General features: G+C 65.8%; 17 protein-coding genes. 2 read left to right on the top strand and 15 right to left on the bottom strand.

What is annotated here, in order from left to right:
* Nucleotides 1–30: 30 nt before the first annotated feature.
* The 5 genes from M2334_RS01975 to M2334_RS01955 form a co-directional block, all read right to left on the bottom strand.
* A complete protein-coding gene (locus M2334_RS01975; protein ID WP_264604657.1) occupies nt 31–1,104 on the bottom strand; it encodes an AI-2E family transporter in 1,074 nt (357 codons plus the stop codon).
* A gap of 71 nt (nt 1,105–1,175) precedes the next feature.
* On the bottom strand, nt 1,176–1,970 hold the full coding sequence (locus tag M2334_RS01970; RefSeq protein WP_264604656.1) for a DUF1206 domain-containing protein: 795 nt from the start codon (nt 1,968–1,970) through the stop codon (nt 1,176–1,178).
* 130 nt (nt 1,971–2,100) lie between these two features.
* Nucleotides 2,101–2,997 (bottom strand): transglutaminase family protein, encoded by an 897-nt coding sequence (locus M2334_RS01965; protein WP_264588015.1) that lies wholly within the window; start codon nt 2,995–2,997, stop codon nt 2,101–2,103.
* Nucleotides 2,998–3,020: 23 nt separating this feature from the next.
* On the bottom strand, nt 3,021–5,504 hold the full coding sequence (locus M2334_RS01960; protein WP_264604655.1) for a circularly permuted type 2 ATP-grasp protein: 2,484 nt from the start codon (nt 5,502–5,504) through the stop codon (nt 3,021–3,023).
* A gap of 14 nt (nt 5,505–5,518) precedes the next feature.
* Nucleotides 5,519–8,863 (bottom strand): DUF2126 domain-containing protein, encoded by a 3,345-nt coding sequence (locus M2334_RS01955; RefSeq protein WP_264604654.1) that lies wholly within the window; start codon nt 8,861–8,863, stop codon nt 5,519–5,521.
* Between the two features lie 154 nt (nt 8,864–9,017).
* On the opposite strand from M2334_RS01955, the gene M2334_RS01950 reads away from it, so the two are divergent.
* A complete protein-coding gene (locus tag M2334_RS01950; RefSeq protein ID WP_181558398.1) occupies nt 9,018–9,296 on the top strand; it encodes a hypothetical protein in 279 nt (92 codons plus the stop codon).
* A gap of 7 nt (nt 9,297–9,303) precedes the next feature.
* Here the strand turns inward: M2334_RS01950 and M2334_RS01945 are convergent, their stop codons facing one another.
* Nucleotides 9,304–9,861: an NADPH-dependent FMN reductase gene (locus tag M2334_RS01945; RefSeq protein ID WP_181558397.1), complete on the bottom strand. Its 558-nt coding sequence runs from the start codon at nt 9,859–9,861 to the stop codon at nt 9,304–9,306.
* 186 nt (nt 9,862–10,047) lie between these two features.
* Between M2334_RS01945 and M2334_RS01940 the strand changes: the two genes are divergently transcribed.
* Nucleotides 10,048–10,182, top strand: a complete 135-nt coding sequence (locus tag M2334_RS01940; protein ID WP_181558396.1) for an entericidin A/B family lipoprotein — start codon at nt 10,048–10,050, stop codon at nt 10,180–10,182.
* A 79-nt stretch (nt 10,183–10,261) separates the two neighbouring features.
* On the opposite strand, the gene M2334_RS01935 is transcribed toward M2334_RS01940, so the two are convergent.
* The 9 genes from M2334_RS01935 to M2334_RS01895 form a co-directional block, all read right to left on the bottom strand.
* Nucleotides 10,262–11,014, bottom strand: coding sequence for an SDR family oxidoreductase (locus tag M2334_RS01935; protein ID WP_264593655.1), 753 nt, complete (start codon nt 11,012–11,014; stop codon nt 10,262–10,264).
* An 89-nt stretch (nt 11,015–11,103) separates the two neighbouring features.
* Nucleotides 11,104–11,784, bottom strand: coding sequence for an epoxyqueuosine reductase QueH (locus tag M2334_RS01930; RefSeq protein WP_264571805.1), 681 nt, complete (start codon nt 11,782–11,784; stop codon nt 11,104–11,106).
* A gap of 235 nt (nt 11,785–12,019) precedes the next feature.
* Nucleotides 12,020–12,808, bottom strand: coding sequence for an SDR family oxidoreductase (locus tag M2334_RS01925; protein WP_264604653.1), 789 nt, complete (start codon nt 12,806–12,808; stop codon nt 12,020–12,022).
* Nucleotides 12,809–12,982: 174 nt separating this feature from the next.
* Nucleotides 12,983–13,456, bottom strand: coding sequence for a nuclear transport factor 2 family protein (locus M2334_RS01920; protein WP_264593653.1), 474 nt, complete (start codon nt 13,454–13,456; stop codon nt 12,983–12,985).
* A 2-nt stretch (nt 13,457–13,458) separates the two neighbouring features.
* On the bottom strand, nt 13,459–13,923 hold the full coding sequence (locus M2334_RS01915) for a DUF3237 domain-containing protein (RefSeq protein WP_264604652.1): 465 nt from the start codon (nt 13,921–13,923) through the stop codon (nt 13,459–13,461).
* Between the two features lie 46 nt (nt 13,924–13,969).
* Nucleotides 13,970–15,391 (bottom strand): MFS transporter, encoded by a 1,422-nt coding sequence (locus M2334_RS01910; RefSeq protein ID WP_264593652.1) that lies wholly within the window; start codon nt 15,389–15,391, stop codon nt 13,970–13,972.
* A gap of 129 nt (nt 15,392–15,520) precedes the next feature.
* Nucleotides 15,521–17,752: a PQQ-dependent dehydrogenase, methanol/ethanol family gene (locus M2334_RS01905; protein WP_264604651.1), complete on the bottom strand. Its 2,232-nt coding sequence runs from the start codon at nt 17,750–17,752 to the stop codon at nt 15,521–15,523.
* 3 nt (nt 17,753–17,755) lie between these two features.
* Nucleotides 17,756–18,235, bottom strand: a complete 480-nt coding sequence (locus M2334_RS01900; protein WP_264592534.1) for a nuclear transport factor 2 family protein — start codon at nt 18,233–18,235, stop codon at nt 17,756–17,758.
* Between the two features lie 60 nt (nt 18,236–18,295).
* The gene (locus M2334_RS01895; protein ID WP_264579941.1) at nt 18,296–18,772 is read right to left on the bottom strand and encodes a nuclear transport factor 2 family protein; all 477 of its coding nucleotides are present in this window, start codon (nt 18,770–18,772) and stop codon (nt 18,296–18,298) included.
* Nucleotides 18,773–18,888: the final 116 nt, after the last annotated feature.

The following is an 18,888-nucleotide window of genomic DNA, read 5'->3' as shown; positions in this document are numbered from 1 at the left end:
TCATGATCAGCCGCGCCTCTCGCGGGCTCGTCAGTCCTGCCCGGCGATCTTGATCTTCTTCCCAAGCAGGGTCCGCACATAGATCCGCTGGACCATCACGAACACCACCACCGTCAGCGGCGCAGCCAGCAGCATGCCCATGAAGCCGAACAGAAGCCCGGCCGCCACTACCGCGAAGAGCAGCACGGCGGGCGGCACGTCCACGGCCTGTTTCTGAATCATCGGCTGCAGGAAATTGCCCTGCAATTGTTGGATGATGAGGAACACCAGGGTCGTCCACAGGGCGGTCATCGGCGACACGGTGAAGGCGAGCAACACGGCCGGCACGCCCGCGATGATCGGGCCGATCATCGGGATCACATCCAGCAGACCCGCAATGATGCCAAGGCCGCCTGCTGCGGGCACGCCTAGCGCCGCGAGCCCGGCCCAGGTCAACGCCGCCACGACCACCGACGAGACAGCCTGTCCCATCATCCAGCCCCGCAGGCCGCGCGCCGCATCATCGAGTGCCTCGCCGAGCGGGGATTCGGCCCGCCGGGGCATGAGCAAGATGAGCCCGCGCCGATATACGGCGGGATCGCTGGCGATGAAGATGGCGCCAACGAACAGCAGCACCAGATTGGCGATGCCATTGCCCGCCGTCAGCGCATAACCTCCGGCCTGAGACAGAAGATTGGAGAGGTCGCCCTGCCCCTGCTCGATCAGGTCGCGGGTGGCGTCGCCGAGGCCAAACCGCTCCAGCAGCGCCTGCACCTGGTCGATGGCGGGCGGAATGCTGTCCCGGATGGTGTCGAACTCACCCACGATCTGCGTGCCGAACAGCGTGAAGGCGCCGGTGATGACCGCCAGCAGCGTCACCACTGCAAGCGCCAGCCCAAGCCCGCGCGGCAGCCCGGGGATGCGGCAGATGACGCGGGTTATGGCATCGAGAATGGCCGCCAGCACCAAAGCCGCGAAGAGCAGCAGCAGCAGGCCGGACATTTTGACGAACAGCCACGCAGTGCCCACCACTGCCAGAATGATCACGGTCGCCATGGCGATCCGCGCGCCCGGACCTTGCCGTTCGCGCGGCTCCTGATGCGCCTCGCGTTGCTGAACTGTCATGACATCCCCCTTATCGTTCGCCGCAGCTTAATGCTTAGCGATGCCTGTGCAATGTACCGTTGGGTTCCCGCTCACCAGCCGAAGCGTGACGCGCCGCTTACCAAAGGGCCGGCCGAAACGGTCTGCAGGCGCCGGTAACGTGCTTCGATCAGGCTGAACATGCCAAAGCCGAGCAAGCCGATGGCAATCAGAATGTCCCAGGGATTGGTCAGCCAGGCGAGCGCGTCCGACATGCCGCCGGCCTCGCTTGCCTGAGAATCCAGCCCCGCAGAGATCAGAAAGCCGCCGGTAATCAAAAACACTGCCCCGCGCGCGGCATAGCCCAACCGTCCGGTCCACTGCGCCCAGGCCTTGCGCGCGACCTGCGGTTCCAGATGCTTAAGATAGCTGCCCTTGGCGGCCTTGACGAGCTGGTACAGTCCCGTACCGATCAGGATCAGGCCGCCGATGATGAGCAGGATAAAGCCACCGGGCAGTTGGAGGGCGCTCTGTGCGCCTTCCTCCGTCCCGCCGCCCGAGCCACCGGAGGTGCCCTGCATCAACCGGATCGCCTGCCACGCCAGAAACAGGTGGATCAGGCCGCTCGCCGCCGCGCCGACGCGGCTGATCTTGCCCTTGGTATCATCATCATGCTGCTCGATGTTGAAAGCGGCGTCCGACAGCCGCCAGAGCCCATAGCCGATCAACCCCGCCGCCATCAGGCCAAGGAGAATCATGCCGCCGCCATCGCCGAGATATTCAAGCGCGCCCGACGGATCCTCGGCCCGCCCGGCCCGCAACACGAGAAAGGCAATGACGATGTAAAGCGCGCCACGGGTCGCGAAGCCGGCGCGCGCGAGCATCGTCAGTCTGGCTCCGGCATCCATGTACGCATCTCCCTGTTCACCGACGCTAACGATCAGGGCGCAGCGACGTTCCGCGCCGATGCGTCGATCGGATAAGGTTCGCTCGACCGGGAGAGGTCGCTCATAAGGGAGGCCTTGGACCGTGCAACGGTCAGGCGGTGGTGGCGCGGCTGTCCATGGGTGACACGTCCACCGAATTGAAGGTCTTCTGGGAATGGCCGCCGACGAACACGCCGTCGATGGGCGAGATGTCCGAATAATCCCGGCCCATGCCGACGACGAGATGATCGCCATTGGCGAGCACGCCATTGGTGGGATCGATCCCCACCCAGCCGCGCAGGGGACCGCACCACAAGGCCACCCAGGCGTGCATCGCGTCCGCGCCGACCAGCCGCGCTTGCCCCGGCGGCGGATCGGTCCGCAGATAGCCGCTCACATAAGCCGCCGGCAAACCGGCGGCACGCAGCGCGACGATGAGGATGTGCGCGAAATCCTGGCAGACGCCGCGCCGGATGGAGAAGGCCTCGGCCACCGGCGTATCGGCTTCGGTTGCCTTGGTGTCGTAATGGAAGGTCGCCTGAATGTGCCGGGCCAGCGCCAGTGCCGCGCTCAGGCAGTCCGCATCGGGCGCCAGATGCGGCCGCGCCCAGGCGGCGATCTGCGGCACGAGCGGTAGCAAGCGGGATGGGAAGATATAGGTCACGGGGGACATCGGCCCGACATCCATGACGGCTAGCGCCGCCTGCGCCACCTTCGTCACGCTCATCTGGGCGCCAAGCAGATCCAGCTCGGCCTCGCTCACATCGGCAATGAAGGTGGAGCGCACTTCCAGCGAGGCCACCGGCTTGAGCATCTCGATGCGGGTGAGGTTGAAGGGATAGGCACCGACGCGCTCCTGGCGCACGTCGGGCACAGGATCGACGATGAGGCGATAGTCCCGCACCTGCTGACCCGGCCATGCGATGGGCGCGAGCCGCAAATTGAAATGCGCCAGCCGCACGGGCGGATCATAATCGACGCGGATGATGTGGCTGACCCGATATCTCATCGCCTGTTATACATCCGCCTCATCTATGCCAGCCGCGTCATGCCGGAGGCGCGCGGCGCATCCTCGCCCTTGAGGAAGAAGCGATCATCGATCCGGTCGGAGAGATCGAGCAGCGCCGTCTCGATGACCTCCAGATCGCGCGCCGTGAGCATCTCGGCCGAGGCGGCATGCAGACGGGCAGAGAGCGCCAGGGCGAGTTGCACCGGCGGCTCGGGCATCCCGTCGTCGCGCAGCGTCGGCAAGGCGCGCAGATGATCGAGAATCGCATCGACCTGAAAGGCAAGCGAGCGCGGATTGCCCGGCTCCAGCAGCAGCATGTCGCGCACCGGCGCCAGCGCCAGACCGGAGAGATAGCGGGTGCGATAGCTGATCTGGCAATCGCACAGATCCAGAAACAGATTGAGATCATGCCCATTGGCATCGTCGCCGGCAAAGGTGCGCGCCAGCCGGCAAAGGTGGATGGCACGCTCCAGCCGCCGGCCCAGCTCCAGGAAACGCCAGCCGGCGCCGCGCACCATATTCTCGGCAGACAGGCCGGAGAGCGCCGCGCAACGATCCAGCAGCCGCGCGACATGGGCCATGAGCTGAGATTCGCGCGCTTCACTCACCCGGTCGATCTGGCGGCTGAGCAGGCGCCAGAAGTCCACCGCCAGCCGCTCGCGCAGGCCCCGGCCGATCGCTTCGGCCGCCTCGAACAGGGATTGGACGCTGCCCGGCATCTCCGGATCGCTGAGTGCATGGACGCAAAGCTTGCCGGTACCTTCACCCAGCTTGTCCTTGCGCGCGCTGCCCCAGGCGACCAGCGTATCGGCGACGCGGCCGAGCGTCGGGCGGTCGAGCGCGGAGGCTGCCTCGCCCTCGATGCTGCCGCCGATCAGCACGCGGATCATGCGCAGCACCATTTCGCCGCGCTCCAGATAGCGCGCGAGCCAAAAGAAGTTATCCGCCGCCTTGCTGGGCAGCGTGCCGGCGACCCGGCGAATGGCGACCGGCGCACCGCTGTCGAGCGTAACCACCGCCGTCTGCGGTTCATCGGCAACGATGCAGACGTCGGCGGACATGTCGCCCTGCCCCATCAGCACCGCCCGCATGTCGTCATGGGCTGCAAGCCGCGCAAACCCGCCCGGCATTGCGCGCCACTGGCCATGCGCATCGCGGGCGAGGAAGGCGCGCAGGATGAACGGGCGCGGCAGCAGCACGCCATCGACCAGCGCCGGCGTGGTGGACAGTTGCACCAGTTCCTGCCCGATATAATCCATCGGGCGCTGCTGCAGCTCGGCGAGGAACGCGGCATTCTCGGCAGGGCTGAGGCGCGAGGCCAGGCGCGCGCGGCCATGGGGGATCGCCGGCACCGGCAAGCCGAAGGCAGAGCCGATGGCCAGCCGGTCCGCCTGCTCGCGGACATGGGCGCGCTCCTTCGCTTGCCCGCACCACCATGTCGCAACATTGGGAATGCGCAGCGGCTCGCCGAGCAACTTGCGGCAGAGGCGCGGCAGGAAGGCCGCGAGTGCCGGCGTCTCCAGCACCCCGGCGCCGGGCCAGTTGGCGATGACAAGGCCGCCATGGCGCATCGCCTCGAAAATATCCGGCACGCCGATGGTCGAGCGCGAATCGAACGCCAGCGGATCGAGCAGGTCCGTGCCCATCCGCCGCCACAGCCCATCAACCCGCTTCACGCCCTCGACGGTGCGGACGTAAAGCTGCCCGTCGCGCACGGTGAGGTCTTGCCCCTCGACCAGCAGGATGCCGAGATAGCGCGCGAGGTGCGCCTGCTCGGCATAGCTCTGATTGTAACGCCCCTGCGTGAGCAGCGCGATGCGCGGATCGGGCCGGGCACAGATGGCGGCGAGGCCCTGCCGGAAATCGGAGAAGAAGGGCGCCAGTCGCACGAAATTGACGATGCCGAGCGCATCGTCCGTCGCGCGCGTCATCGCGAGGCGGTTTTCCAGCGCATAGCCGGCACCGACGGGCGTGCGCACATAATCCGCCAGCACCCGCCATTCGCCATCCGGCCCGCGCGCCAGATCGACCGCGTAGAATTGTAGCCGGTTGCCGCGCGGCGGCGGCAGGCCGCGCATCTGCCGCCAATAATCCGGCGCGCCGGCGACAATCGCCGCCGGCAGTTCGCCGCTCGCGACGAGGCTGCATTCGCCGTAGAGATCGTCCAGCACCCGTTCGAGCAAATCGGCCCGCTGCGCCAGACCCGCCTCGATGCCCTGCCACTGCGTCGCGTGGATCAGCATCGGCACGGGACTGAGCGGCCAGACGCGCTCCTCGACCTCACCGGTCAGGCGAAAGGCCATGCCGAGATCGACAACCTGCTGGTCGGCGCGGGCTTGCAGACCGGCAAACCCGCCCCGCGCGGCGCTGGCAATGGCACCGAACATCGCTTCCCAGCGATGCGCCATGGCAGGATCGCCCTGCGCCGCGAGCATGAGGTCACCGCGCCCGGCTTCGCGCGCATAGCGCGCGAGGGCCTGGCCGATGTCCTCTTCCCCGGCAGTCATGGCAAGCGACGCATTCAAAGGGTCGCGGGCCGTCGCAGATCGAGCGTCAATGGGAATTCCCCCGTTTTCTCGTCCGGTGGCAGCACCATGGAGCCCGGCGTATGACCATGATCCTGGAAACGCGCCTTGCGCCGCGCCTCCGCTTCATAGGCATTCACCGGCACGTCGTCATAATTGCGTCCGCCCGGATGCGCCACATGATAGACGCAGCCGCCCAGCGACCGGCCGCTCCATGCGTCGAACACGTCGAAGGTGAGCGGCGCGTTGACCGGTAGGCGCGGATGGAGACAGTCCGAGGGCGCCCAGGCCTTGTAGCGCACGCCGGCCACCGCCTCGCCCGCCACGCCAGTGGGTGCCAGCGGCACGCGGCGGCCGTTGCAGGCGACGACGTGCCGCCCCTCGACCAGCCCGGAGACGCGCACCTGCAGCCGCTCGGTCGAACTGTCGACATAGCGCACGGTCCCGCCGATCGCGCCGGTTTCGCCGAGCACATGCCAAGGCTCCAGCGCGTGGGAAATCTCCAGCTCCAGCCCGCCGGCCCGCACCGCCCCATGGACCGGGAAGCGGAACTGCTTCTGCGCCTCGAACCAGTTGGGGTCGAAATCATAACCGGCCCGGCGGAGGTCGCCGAGCACGTCGAGAAAATCCTCCCAGACGAAATGGGGCAGCATGAAGCGATCGTGCAGGCGCGTGCCCCAGCGCACCAGATTGCCCTCCTGCGGCGTGCGCCAGAACCAGGCGGTGAGCGCGCGCAGCAGCAGTTGTTGCGCCAAACTCATCCGCGCGTCCGGCGGCATCTCGAAGCCGCGGAACTCGACCAGCCCCAACCGCCCGGTCGGCCCATCGGGCGAGAACATCTTGTCGATGCAGATCTCGGTGCGGTGCGTGTTGCCGGTCACGTCCACCAGCAGATTACGGAACAGCCGGTCGACCAGCCAGGGGGGCGGCGTGGCGCCTTCCCCCGGTTTCGGCACCTGCGCCAGCGCCACCTCCAGCTCGTATAGCCCGTCATGCCGCGCCTCGTCGATGCGGGGTGCCTGGCTGGTGGGGCCAATGAACAGACCGGAGAAGAGATAGCTGAGCGAAGGATGGCGCTGCCAGTAGAGCACGAAGCTCTTGAGCAGGTCCGGCCGACGGATGAACGGCGAATCGGTGAGGCTCGGCCCGCCGAGCACGAGATGATTGCCGCCGCCCGTGCCCACCGCGCGCCCATCGACCATGAACTTGTCGGCCGTGAGCTTGAGCGCTCGCGCAACATCGTAGAGCGTTTCGGTCAGCTCGACCGTCTCGCCCCATGTCGCGACCGGCTGCACATTGACCTCGATGACGCCGGGATCGGGCGTGATCTTGAGCACCTGCAGGCGCGGATCGGGCGGCGGGGCGTAGCCTTCAATCCGCACTTCGACGCGCATGGCGCAGGCTGCGGCCTCCACCTGCGCGATCAGCTCCAGATAATCCTCCAATTCGCGCACCGGCGGCAGGAAGACGGAGAGATAATGTGCCTTGGGCTCGACGGTGATCGCGGTGCGCACCGCGCCCTCGATGATCTCCTGCTCCACCCGCTCCTGCGCTGCCGCGCCGCCGGCCTCCGCGCGGGAGGCAACCATCTGCTCGCGCACATCCGGCCGGTGCGCCCGCTGCGCACGCTGGACATGATAATCCGCCAGCGGCTCGCGCGGTTCGCTGGTGTCCCGCGGGTGAATGTAGGGGAAGTCGGCCGGCGGCACGAAGGGCAGCGAGCCCAACGGCAGGCGATAGCCGAGCGAGCTGTCGCCCGGCACGGCATGGAGCTTGCCCCGGCGCACCGCCCAGACCTCGCTCTGCCAGCGTGGCTTGGTTTGCGCAGCCTGCCAGCGCTGGATGGGCAAGGCGTAGCCGACGGGCTCGACCAGCCCCATCGCAAACGCCTTCTTCATCCGCTCGCGCGCCTCGACATCGCTGAGCTTGTTATCGTCTGGTGTCACATTGACGGGCAAATCTTCCGCCTTGCGCGCCCACTCCTGCTCATCCTCATAGACCGGCGCGACATAATCGGGCTGAACCTCAAGGCCTGCGGCGATAGTCGCCAGAAAGCGCGCGGCAAGCGCCGGCGTCGCGAGCGGCTTGCCCTCGGCCTCTTCCCGCGCGATCAGCATCGGGTCACGCCACACTGGCACGCCATCCTTGCGCCAGTACACCGCATAGGCCCAGCGCGGCAGGCTCTCGCCCGGATACCATTTGCCCTGACCGTGGTGGAGCATCCCGCCCGGCGCGAATTTCTCCCGCAGCGCCCGCACGAGCTTGTCCGCATAGCCCTGCTTGGTCGGGCCGACGGCGCCGCCGTTCCACTCATCCTCCTGCCCGCCATTCTCGGCGACGAAGGTCGGCTCGCCGCCGGTGGTCAGCCGCACATCCTGCGCCACGAGGTCAGCGTCCACCTGCTCGCCCAGCGCCTGCACGGCGGCCCAGCGCTCATCGGTGAACGGCTTGGTGATCCGCACCGCCTCGGCAATGCGCGAGACGCGCATCTCGAAGCGGAAGTCCACTTCCGCCGGCTCGGCCAGCCCCTCGATGGGCGAAGCCGAGCGATAATGGGGCGATGCACAGAGCGGGATATGCCCCTCGCCGGCGAACATGCCGGAAGTGGCATCCAGCGCGATCCAGCCGGCGCCCGGCACATAGACTTCCGCCCAGGCGTGGAGATCGACCACGTCGCGCGTCACGCCCTTGGGGCCTTCCACTGGCTCGACATCCGCAACCAGTTGGATCGAATAGCCCGAGACGAACCGCGCCGCGAAGCCCAGCCGCCGCACCAGCTGCACCAGCAGCCAGGCGCTGTCCCGGCAGGAGCCGGTGCCGATCTGCAAGGTCTCTTCCGGGGTCTGCACCCCGGTTTCCATGCGGATGACATAGCCAATGCGCTGTTCGAGCTGGCGATTGATCTCCACCAGAAAATCGATGGTGCGCCCCTGATGGCCTGCGTGCTGCGCCACCAGCGCCTCGAAGAGAGGCCCCTGCGCCTCGACCTCGAAATAGGCGGCCAAATCCGTCTTCAGCGCCTCGTCATAGGCGAACGGATAGTCCTCGGCATAAGGCTCGACGAAGAAATCGAACGGATTGATGACGTCGAGATCGGCGAGCAGATCCACTTCCACCACGAAGCGGTCCACCGGCTCGGGGAACACCAGCCGGGCCTGCCAGTTGCCATGCGGGTCCTGCTGCCAGTTGATGAAATGGCCCTCTGGCTCGATCCGCAGCGCATAGTTCGGCACCTTGGTGCGACTGTGCGGCGCGGGTCGAAGCCGGATGATCTGCGGCCCGAGACGGATCGGCCTGCTGTAGTGATAGGCCGTGCGATGATAGACTGCAGCTTTGAGCATCCGCACAGTGAATGCGAATATTGTGCAATGCGCAATAGACAATGCACGCCCGGTGCGCCAACGGCTCGGCCCGGCCTTTCCAAAACGTTAAGAAACGGCGGTCAGGGATTGCACGAGCAGGACGGCGCGCAAGCCGGGCGCAACAGAGGAAGGCATGGCGGAACAGGATTTCAGGCGGCAGGAGTATATTTCCGGGGCGCTTATTGATTGGGAGCGGCGCGGCGCGGACCATGGCGTCATCCTGACGCTGCATATCGCCGAAAGCGGCATGCGCGGCGGCCACCACCGGGTGTCGACGGCACTCAACGACCGCCAGTTGCGCGCGCTGACCCGCGATCTCATGCGGGCGGCGCGTGCGCGTGGCCTCAGCATCGAATCGCGCACGCCGCTGCGCACGCGAATCTGGCGACGCCTCAAGTCGATCGTAAACTGAGCGGCGGTCAGCCCGCCCGGTCGATCAGCTTGCGAAATGCGTCGAGGAAGCTGCGGAAAAAATCCTCCGTCTTCTTGTCCGTCAGCCGGCCGTCATCCTCGAACAGCTTGGCCGCATTGCCGACATAGGCCTCGGGCTGCTGGAGGATGGGTGTATCTTGAAAGACCAGCATCTGGCGCAGATGGTGATTGGCGCCGAACCCGCCCAGCGCTCCGGGCGAGACGGTCATGATCGCCGCCGGTTTGCCCATCCACACGCTCTGGCCATAGGGCCGCGAGCCAACGTCGATAGCGTTCTTGAGCACGCCCGGCACCGAGCGGTTATATTCGGGCGTGACGAACAGCAACGCGTCGGCCGGGGCGATCTCCTTGCGAAAGCGCGTCCACGCTGCCGGCGGGCTGTCGGTCTCCGCATCTTCATCATAATGCGGCAAATCGCCGATCTCCACGATCCGCAGCGCCATATCGTCATCGGCGAGGCGCGCCAGCTCCAGCGCCGCCTTTCGATTATACGAGTCCTTGCGCAGACTGCCCACGATTACCGCGACATCGATCTTCCCGCTCATCACTGACCCTTTCATCTGGTTGCTATCCGGCGCGACCGAGGCGCTGCCGTCTCAGCTTCCTGAACGGCCCGACGAGGCACGCGTTCCCTGACACCTTCCCTGCAACCTGCGCCTGCCGACCGGGAATCGCAACCGAACCGTTGCTCAAGCATTTCATCGCCCGGAACAAACAGAAGGAAGACGATCATGAAACAGCGCGGCACATTGATTCTGCTGCTCGGCGCGGCCCTCGCACTCCAGGCTTGCGCGACTGTCAAAGGCGCCGGCAAGGACATCGAATCGGTTGGTCAGGCCGGGCAGGAAGTGATCGACGGCAACTAAGCGCGATTGACACGGGCGGCCTTGATACGGCCGCCCGATCCTTCAAGAGCCCGCCCGCCGACTATCAACGTCCCCAGCATCACAATTTGACGGCGGCGTTGCCCCCATCCGCCCACAGCGCCGAGCCAGTCACAAAGCTCGCCATGTCGCTGGCCAGAAATAGCGCCGCCTGCGCGATTTCTTCTGGTTGTGCGATCCGCTTCATCGCGTGAAGACTAGCCGCCCAGGCCTGCTGATCGGCATCGCCTGCCATCCCTGTCGCTGTCCCGCCCGGTAGCAGAGCGTTGGCGCGGATGCCCTGCGCGCCATAATCGGCCGTAATGCCGCGCACGAGGCCAAGCAGCCCCGCCTTCGCCGCCCCATAAGCCGACATGCCCGGCAAGCCGACGCTATTGCCCACGAAGCTGCCAGTGAAGATGAGCGCGCCGCCGCCTTGATCGAGCATGGCCGGAATCTGCGCGCGGGCGCCGAGGAAAGCCGCCGTCAGGTTGACCGCCAGCACCTGCGACCAATCCTCCGGCGTGAAATCTGCCAGCGGCTGCATCGTCCCAACAAGCCCGGCATTGTTGAACGCGATATGCAGCCCCCCGAAGGTCTCACAGGCGACCGCGACGGCTCGGCGGTGCGTCTCCTCCTCGCGCACGTCGCCCGCGACAATGGCCGCCCGACCACCCTGCGCTCTGATGGACTCGGCCACGCTCTCAAGCGCCGCCTCGCGTCGGGAAACCAGCACGAGGGCCGCGCCCTGTTGCGCGAACAGCAGAGCAGCGGCGCGTCCGATTCCCGAACTCGCGCCGGTGACGATGGCGACTTTGCGATCCAGTAATGTCATGATCCAGCTCCATAAGTGGAGCTGATCAGCTAGACGCGCGGCCGGACGGGCGCGTCCCGTTTCTTGTGGTCAAACCCCTCCCGCATGGCTCAGCCCTGCGCGGAAGGCTCGTCCCCATAATACAGCTCGCCGATGCGGATTTCCTCACGGCCTTGGGCGACCCGGTGCGCGTTGGTATCCCGCAGCGAGAAGACGCAGCCGCAATATTCCTGCTGGTAGAAGCGCTCGCGCTTGCTGATCTCGATCATCCGCGCCGCGCCGCCACCCTTGCGCCAGTTGAACGTCCAATATTTGATGCCGGGATAATGCGCCGCCGCGCGCTCCCCGCAATCGTTGATCTGGTTCATGTTCTTCCAGCGCGAGATGCCGAGCGACGAGGTGATGACCGGGAAGCCATGCTCATGCGCGTAGAGCGCCGTGCGTTCGAAGCGCATGTCAAAGCACATCGTGCAGCGCGCACCGCGCTCGGGCTCATTCTCCATGCCCTTGGCGCGCTTGAACCAGTTCACCGTGTCATAGTCGGCATCGACGAAGGGAATATTATGCTGCTCGGCAAAGCGGATATTCTCCTCCTTGCGCAGCAGATATTCCTCCTTGGGGTGGATGTTCGGATTGTAGAAGAAGATGGTGTAATCGATGCCGCTCGCGGTCATCGCTTCCATCACCTCGCCCGAGCAGGGCGCGCAACAGCTGTGCAGCAGCACCTTCTTCTCGCCATCGGGCGGCGTGATGACCGGGCGTTCGTAATCGAGGCTATTGGGGTTCGTCATGGCGCGCGCCCATAGCAGATCGCCGGGCCCGCGTCACCCTGTGCGGCGGGCGAGTGGACTGATCTATGCCTTAACCCCAATCACGGTTCGGCCTTTCCCCACGCCGTTCGGGCTGAGCTTGTCGAAGCCCCGTTCTTCTACCCTCGAGGCTAAGCAGGGAAGGACGGCCCTTCGACAGGCTCAGGGCGAACGGAGATCATATATCTCATAATCCGCCCGACCAACCGACCGTCCTCTAAAAGGTCGAGGTCGTGGCACCGCCATCGATGGTGAGGCTCTGGCCCGTGGTGTAATTCGCAAACTCGCTGCAGAACATCGCCACGAACGCCCCGACATCGTCCGCATTGCCGAAGCGCCCGCTGGCGATCCGCCAGTCTCGCACGAACTCGGCGACCTCATCCTCATAGGTCGTGCCCTTGGCCTTCGCGCGGGCATTGAACTGGTCCTCGACTGTCGCGGTGTGGTGCATGCCCGGCAGCAGGTTGTTGATGACGACATTGTGCTTGGCTACCACCTTGGAGACGGCGACGCTGTAGTTCACCAGCGCCGCCCGCGTGCTGCCGGAAAGCGCCCGGATTTCGCCGGGATATTTCGCAGCCACCGTGGCGATGTTCACCACCCGCCCCCATCGGCGCTCCACCATGCCATCGAGCACGCGGCGCATGAACTCGATGGGCGAGAGCAGCGAAATTTCGATGGCGCTCTCCCATTGCTCACCGGTGATCGCGCGATAGTCCGGCGTCATCGGCGGCGGGGCGCAGGTGCCGACGAGAATGTCCGGCTCCGGGCAGGCCGCCAGAATGCGCTCGCGCCCCTCGGCGCTGGCATGATCGGCGACGATTGGCAGGACCCGCGCGCCGGTCTCATCGGCAATCTCCTGCGCCGCGCGCATCAGCCGCTGCTCGCCCCGCGCCGAGATGAACACGTCCACGCCCTCGCGGGCCAGCGCCATCGCCGCGCTCTTGCCCATGCCGGCGCTGGCGCCGTTGACGATCGCCTTGCGGCCCCTGATGCCCAGATCCATGGCTTGCCTCTCCTGTGTTTCTCGTTCGGCCCAGCCTAGCGTCGGCGAGCGGCTGACACCATCACACTCTCGTCATTCCCGCGGACGCGGGAATCCAGAGGCGCGATGGCAATGCGGCTGGGTTCTGGATTCCCGCGTTCGCGGGAATGACGGCTCAAGTTATTGGCGCTGCCCTCAACCCAAAGGCCGCCCACTTGCCGTTTCCGCCGGCATCGCTTGCGTCACGTCCCAATGCTCAACGATCATCCCGTCCTCGATGCGGAAGATGTTCATGACCGCGCTGCCGCCATCCTCCGGCCCCATCCGTCCGATGATCTGCACGGTGGCATAATCGCCATCCACCAGCACCCGCCGGACCTGAATCTCCGTGCCCGCCTTGGAGAAGACCGGCTCCAGCCATTTGAGCGCATTCTCGCGGCCGTCGGCGATGATCGGATTGTGCTGGATATAATCCTCATGGACATATCGCTCGAAGGCCCCGCGGGGATCGCGCTGCTCGTAGAGGATCGTCACGAAGTCGATCATCAACGCCCGGTTGCGCGCCGTCAGCGCGACATGATCGGCGCTCCCGGCCTGTGCCGGATCGACGACCGCGCCCTGCGCGATCGCCCGATCCACCGGAAACAGCCCTGCAGAGGACTCCGCCATGTTCAGAGCACCGCCCAATAGTTGAACACGGACTTGGTCTTCTGCCGATCCGTCTTGCCGATGAACACGGTCCGGCTGAGCCAGCCATGCGGCCCTTCCGGTGCATCGAACTGCGGGGTCACCCGCATATAATATTCGGAGGGGTCGACCGGCTCATAATTCTGCAGGCGATCCAGAACCTCCTTGGGTCCATGACGCACGCCGGTGTTGCGCAGCTGGATCAGCGTGCCGTCATCAGTCTCGATCAGGTAACGCGCGTTGAAGTCGCAGGTCTGGTCCGGGCGGATGCTGGGCCAGTCCCCGCCGGTGTGGGGCACGATGCGCCCATTGAGGCGCGGACCGGTGATGCGGCCACCGAGCACGCCGACATAGCCGCGCTCCAGCCCGTCCGTGGTCGGGCCGTAACGAAAGCGAGGGCTCAGATCGATCTCGATGGTGAAGACATATTCCAGTTCAGGCGGTTGCATACCGGTTCCTTGCATGTGGGTGTGTGGATGAGGCGGGTGGCGGCGCTCAGGCGAGCGGCGGCGGCTTGGTGTTGACCTTGCCGGAAACGAAATCATCCTCGTCCGTCACCATGCGGACGCCATGGGTTTCGTATCGCAGCATCGAGGTGGCGAGGAAGCCGATGACGGCAAAGGCGGCGAGCGTGAGGAAGCCGGGCGTAATCGCGGCTTCCGTTGCCTGCGGCGAGAGCAGATTGCCGCTGCCGGCGATCAGCGCGAGAATGATCGGCCCGAGTAGCTTGCCGAAGCCGCTGACCATCTGGACGAGGCCGCCGCCCAGCCCGGCGAGGCGGACCGGGAATAATTCCGTCCCGTAGGGCGAGCTGTTGGAGGCGCCGCCATCGTAGAACAGCGATCCGCACATCAGGCACAGCAGGAACACGGGCACCCCGGCCACGAAATAAGGGTGCAGGAAGGCCGCCGCGCTGATCGTCACCGCCGTGCCGAACAGGCAGATGAGCGCGGAGCGCCAGCGACCGATGAAGTGCGGGGTGACCGTCCACAGCGCCCGGCCGGCGATGCCGGCAATGCTCACGAACACGAAATAGGCAGCCGCCTCGGCCGGCTGGATCTTGAGCAGCATGGTGAGCACCGTTGGGCCCCACAAGGCCACGCCGAAGCCCGCGATGCCGAGCCCCGAGCTGGTCGCGACGATCAGCCAGAAGCGACCTGGATACAAGGCGATGTCGCGCAGGCGCGCGCGGCGCACTTCCTTGGGCACGCGCGGTAGCGGGATCTGCTCCTTGGGCAGATCGACATATTTGGCGAGCACATCATGCGCTTCGGTCGCGCGGCCCTGGGAGACCAGCCAGCGGACCGATTCCGGCACCAGGAAGTAGAGTGCGAAGGCGATGACGAGCGGGAAGAAACCGAGCAGGGCGAGGCCGCGCCAGCCGATGGTCGGCAGGAAATTGGCGACCAGCAACGAGGCCAGCAACACCCCGCCGGGCGCGATCAGGCCGCTCGCACTTGCGATCATGGTGCGCCAGCGCGTCGGCGCGATCTCGATCAGCAAGGTGATCTGCGTGCCGCCATAGCCCACGCCGACGATGAAGCGCAGGAACGCGAACAGCATCCAGCTCCCGTCCGGCACGAAGGCCGCGCAGCCGGCCGCCAGCGAATAGAGCACAATCCCGGAAATCAGCGCCGGCTTGCGCCCGTAACGATCCGCGAACCAGGCGAAGGGCAGCGCACCCACCAATTGGCCCACGCCTGCCGAAAGCAACACGATGGAGACCTGGCCGAAGGTGAGGTTCCATTCCGGCCCGATGACGCTGACCAGAAAGCCGATGATGTAGAAATCGAAAAACTCGAACAGGCCCTGCGTCATCAACAGGACGACGAGCAGCCAGTAGCGCGGCTTGAGCCGGGCCGATTCGAAAATGTCGATGCCATCCTGCTCGGGCAGGGCCGTCGCTGCGGCAGTCATACGCGACCACCCGCGTCCGCAGCCGGGCAGACAAGGATGCTCATCCTCAGGGGACGCCTCTCCACATCTCTCGAGAGCGATACCCTTCCGAACAGTGAGAATATATCATCCATCTCGCTCATGCTCTCATCAGTTGGCCGTGGTGATGCGGGAGTAGATCGGGGTTTCCTGCGGCGCTCCGGCCTGCTGACGGGCATATGCCTTGCTCTGCAGATCGATCAGATGGGCATGGATCGCCTGCACGTCGGCGCGCGTCAGCAGATCGTCCCAGCGCGGCATTCCGTTGGGCAACAGCAGCCCTTGCAGCACGATCTGCTCGAACGCCTGATGCGCGCCCTCGCTCATGCGGGTCAGGCTCGGCAGCGGCGCGCGCGGCATGTTGGAATGGCAGATCGAACAATTCTTTGAGAAGAGCACCCGTCCCTTCGCCAACCGATCGGCATCGGTGCCGGAGATCTGCACGGGCGGGGCCGGGATCGGCCCCTCCGGCGGGACGTCCGGCGGGATCGGCACTGGTCCGCCATCCAGCCGAAAGACCAGGATGCGATTGGCGTTCCCCTTGGCATAGGCGGCGGAATAATCGGGGACCAACCCCCAGCCGCCCCCGCCCCAGCCGGTCTGCACCGCGATATATTGCACGCCCTTCACCCGGTAGGTCATGGGGGCGGCAAGGATCGAGCGACCGGTGTCGATCGTGCGCACCACCTTGCCGGTATCGGAATCCAGGATGACCAGCTTACCCGACAGCGTGCCGAAGATGATGAGGCCACTCTGCGTCGCGAGTACGCCGCTGCGGTCCTGCCAGCCGTCCTCGCGCGGATAGCTCCAGATCGTCCTGCCGGTCACCGGATCAACGGCGCGCACATCGGCCGCCCAGGGCTTGTCCTTCACCCATTGCCATTGCGGCAGATCGGTGATGGTCTTCTGCACATCCTTGGGGAGACTGGGAAGCGCCGCTTCCAGAAAGGGCGTGAAGATCGATTCCGTGCCCGCGTTCAGCGCCAGCTTGCGCCGCGGCATCGTCAGATTGGCGGGCGGCACCATGATGAGATTGCCCATGTCGAGAAAATGGGCGACGTACATCTTGCGCTGCGGATCATAAGCCGCGCCATACCAGTTGCGCGCGCCGGGCGGGGCCGGGAAGACCAGCTTGGGGCCGGCATTGATGTCCGAATATTCCGGCGTGGCGATCGGCTTGCCGGTCTTGAGGTCCCAGCCCGAGGCCCAGCTTGTGCGCACCATCCTGTGCACGGCGAGCGGCTTGCCCGTCTCCCGGTCCAGCATGAAGAAGAAGCCGTTCTTGGGCGTGTGCAGCAGCACGGGGCGCTCGGTGCCGTTCACGACCATGCGCGTCAGGATCATGGGCTGGACGGAGGTGAAATCCCAGTTGTCGCCCGGCGTCTCCTGAAAATGCCATTTCATCGCGCCCGTCGTGCGGTCGAGCGCGACCAGCGAACTCAGGTAGAGATTATCCCCGCCGCCCGGCGAACGGATCGCCTGCGCATAAGGCCCGCCATTGCCGACGCCGATGATGACCTGATCGAATTCGGGATCGTAGGTGATCGCATCCCAGGCCGTGCCGCCGCCGCCGATATCCCAGCGACTTTTCGGGTTCCAGGTCTTGAGCGCCGCCTCCAGCGCCTTGCTTTCCTGCGGCCCCAGCGCGGGATCGCGCGGTATGGTGTAGAAGCGCCAGACTTCCTTGCCGGTGCGGATGTCGAACGCGATGACATAGCCGCGCGTGTCATATTCCGCGCCGGCATTGCCGATGATGACGAGGTCGCCCGCCACTTCCGGCGCGCCGGTGCTGGTATAGGCCCGACTGCGATCGAGAAAACTGTCGACCTTCCAGACGACCGCACCGGTCTTCTCGTCGAGCGCATAGAGCCATCCGTCGAGCGCGGCGACGAACACTTTCCCGTCCGCCACCGCCACCCCGCGATTGGCCTGATCGCAACAGGCGTAGCGATTGACCTGCATGTCGACCTCGGGCGAGAAGGCCCAGAGTTGCCGGCCCGTCGCCGCGTCCAGCGCATAGGCCCGGCCGAGATTGCCAGACGTATACATCACCCCGTCGATGACGACCGGTGTCGCTTCCTGCACGCGGGTGGTGCCGAGATCATACTCCCAGGCGAGGCCGAGCCTACCCACATTGGTCTTGTCGATATCGGTGAGGCGGGAGTAGCGACTTTCCGCCCAGTCCCCGGCCGGATTGTTCCAATCGTCGCCCGCACCGAACGGAGGCGGTCCCGCCATGCTGCCGGGCGGCGCGTTCGAGCAGGCCGCCAGCAGGGCAAGGCCCAGCATGGCGCCAAGCAGGCTCGACACACCGGATGGCGGCACGGCAGGACGCCCGGACACTGCTCAACCCATCTGCGTGACGGGGTTCACATATTCGGCGGCGCGGTCCTCCATGCACTCGTTCCAGATCTTGCGGAAGGTGAAGAGCCATTTGCCATCGACGCGGCGCAACTCGTCTTCATAATGGCCGTAGCCGCCGACATAGGGCGTGCGCAGGCGGGTATCGTTGTCGATTTCGAACCAGAAGGAGCGGCTCCAGGCCTTGTCGCCCTCCACCTTCACGGTGATGTTGGTGATGAAGTGGCGCAGCCGCGGCGGGCGAGTCGGCTCCTCGCCCTTGCCGCGCCCCGAGAAGTAGGTGCGCATGCCCTTGCATTCCTCGCGGATTGCCTCGCGCCCTCGCACGATGCCACCGGCCCAGTCCAGCACGCCTTCCGGCGCGAAGGTGCCGGCGTAACCATCCGGGTCCTGCCAATCGAGCGCGAACAGATAGCGCGCCTGCAGATCCTCGATTTCCGCGCGGTCGTCAGCGAAACTGGCCATGAACTTTCCTCTCCTCAGGTCTCTCATCTTCTTGGGGCGCCGGATTTAGGGTCAGCGCGCCTAGCGCCGCCAGGGTGTCAGCGCCTTGCGGGTATCGTCCCAATGCTCGACGACCTTGCCATCGGCGATGCGGAACATGTCGAAGGCTTCGCCGGAGTAGGTCTCGCCGGGATTGTGCGGATCGGGCTGCGGCTGGGTCCAGATCACCACCACATAGTCGCCCTGCGCGATGGCCTTCTTCAGCGTCTTCTTGCCGGGCGGGATCATTGCGGGGGGCGGATTGCGGATCAGCGAGATCAGCTCCAGCACGCCCTCGCGGCCCTGCCGCACATTGGGGTTATGCTGGATGTAATCCTCATCGATGTATTTCATTACCGCATCGGGATCGGCGCGATTGATGACGCCATCCCACATTGCCAGCACCATCTCGATATTGGCCTGCTCGCGCCTGCGCTCGTGATTGATCCCGAGCCACCAGCTGATCGCGGCAGTCACGCCCACCAGCAGGAGGGCACCGAGCACTAGCGATATCTTCATCCTCTCACCTCTTCCCGACCCATGATCGTCCGATCCGGTGTCGACGGTCCGTCGCGCACGCGCCGGACCGAATCGCACCCTCTCCGCGCGGCCGCCTGTTCAGACCTCTGGCCCGA

This window comes from Sphingobium sp. B11D3D (genome assembly GCF_025961755.1).
Classification (GTDB): domain Bacteria; phylum Pseudomonadota; class Alphaproteobacteria; order Sphingomonadales; family Sphingomonadaceae; genus Sphingobium.
This window is presented reverse-complemented; position numbering and strand designations above follow the sequence as displayed.

Coding starts and splice junctions, on each gene's coding strand:
- M2334_RS01895 (WP_264579941.1), bottom strand. CDS start 18,772: ATGAAGATATCGCTAGTGCTCGGTGCCCTCCTGCTGGTGGGCGTGACT.
- M2334_RS01960 (WP_264604655.1), bottom strand. CDS start 5,504: ATGACTGCCGGGGAAGAGGACATCGGCCAGGCCCTCGCGCGCTATGCG.
- M2334_RS01955 (WP_264604654.1), bottom strand. CDS start 8,863: ATGCTCAAAGCTGCAGTCTATCATCGCACGGCCTATCACTACAGCAGG.
- M2334_RS01945 (WP_181558397.1), bottom strand. CDS start 9,861: ATGAGCGGGAAGATCGATGTCGCGGTAATCGTGGGCAGTCTGCGCAAG.
- M2334_RS01950 (WP_181558398.1), top strand. CDS start 9,018: ATGGCGGAACAGGATTTCAGGCGGCAGGAGTATATTTCCGGGGCGCTT.
- M2334_RS01970 (WP_264604656.1), bottom strand. CDS start 1,970: ATGGATGCCGGAGCCAGACTGACGATGCTCGCGCGCGCCGGCTTCGCG.
- M2334_RS01920 (WP_264593653.1), bottom strand. CDS start 13,456: ATGGCGGAGTCCTCTGCAGGGCTGTTTCCGGTGGATCGGGCGATCGCG.
- M2334_RS01925 (WP_264604653.1), bottom strand. CDS start 12,808: ATGGATCTGGGCATCAGGGGCCGCAAGGCGATCGTCAACGGCGCCAGC.
- M2334_RS01915 (WP_264604652.1), bottom strand. CDS start 13,923: ATGCAACCGCCTGAACTGGAATATGTCTTCACCATCGAGATCGATCTG.
- M2334_RS01975 (WP_264604657.1), bottom strand. CDS start 1,104: ATGACAGTTCAGCAACGCGAGGCGCATCAGGAGCCGCGCGAACGGCAA.
- M2334_RS01910 (WP_264593652.1), bottom strand. CDS start 15,391: ATGACTGCCGCAGCGACGGCCCTGCCCGAGCAGGATGGCATCGACATT.
- M2334_RS01930 (WP_264571805.1), bottom strand. CDS start 11,784: ATGACGAACCCCAATAGCCTCGATTACGAACGCCCGGTCATCACGCCG.
- M2334_RS01900 (WP_264592534.1), bottom strand. CDS start 18,235: ATGGCCAGTTTCGCTGACGACCGCGCGGAAATCGAGGATCTGCAGGCG.
- M2334_RS01935 (WP_264593655.1), bottom strand. CDS start 11,014: ATGACATTACTGGATCGCAAAGTCGCCATCGTCACCGGCGCGAGTTCG.
- M2334_RS01940 (WP_181558396.1), top strand. CDS start 10,048: ATGAAACAGCGCGGCACATTGATTCTGCTGCTCGGCGCGGCCCTCGCA.
- M2334_RS01965 (WP_264588015.1), bottom strand. CDS start 2,997: ATGAGATATCGGGTCAGCCACATCATCCGCGTCGATTATGATCCGCCC.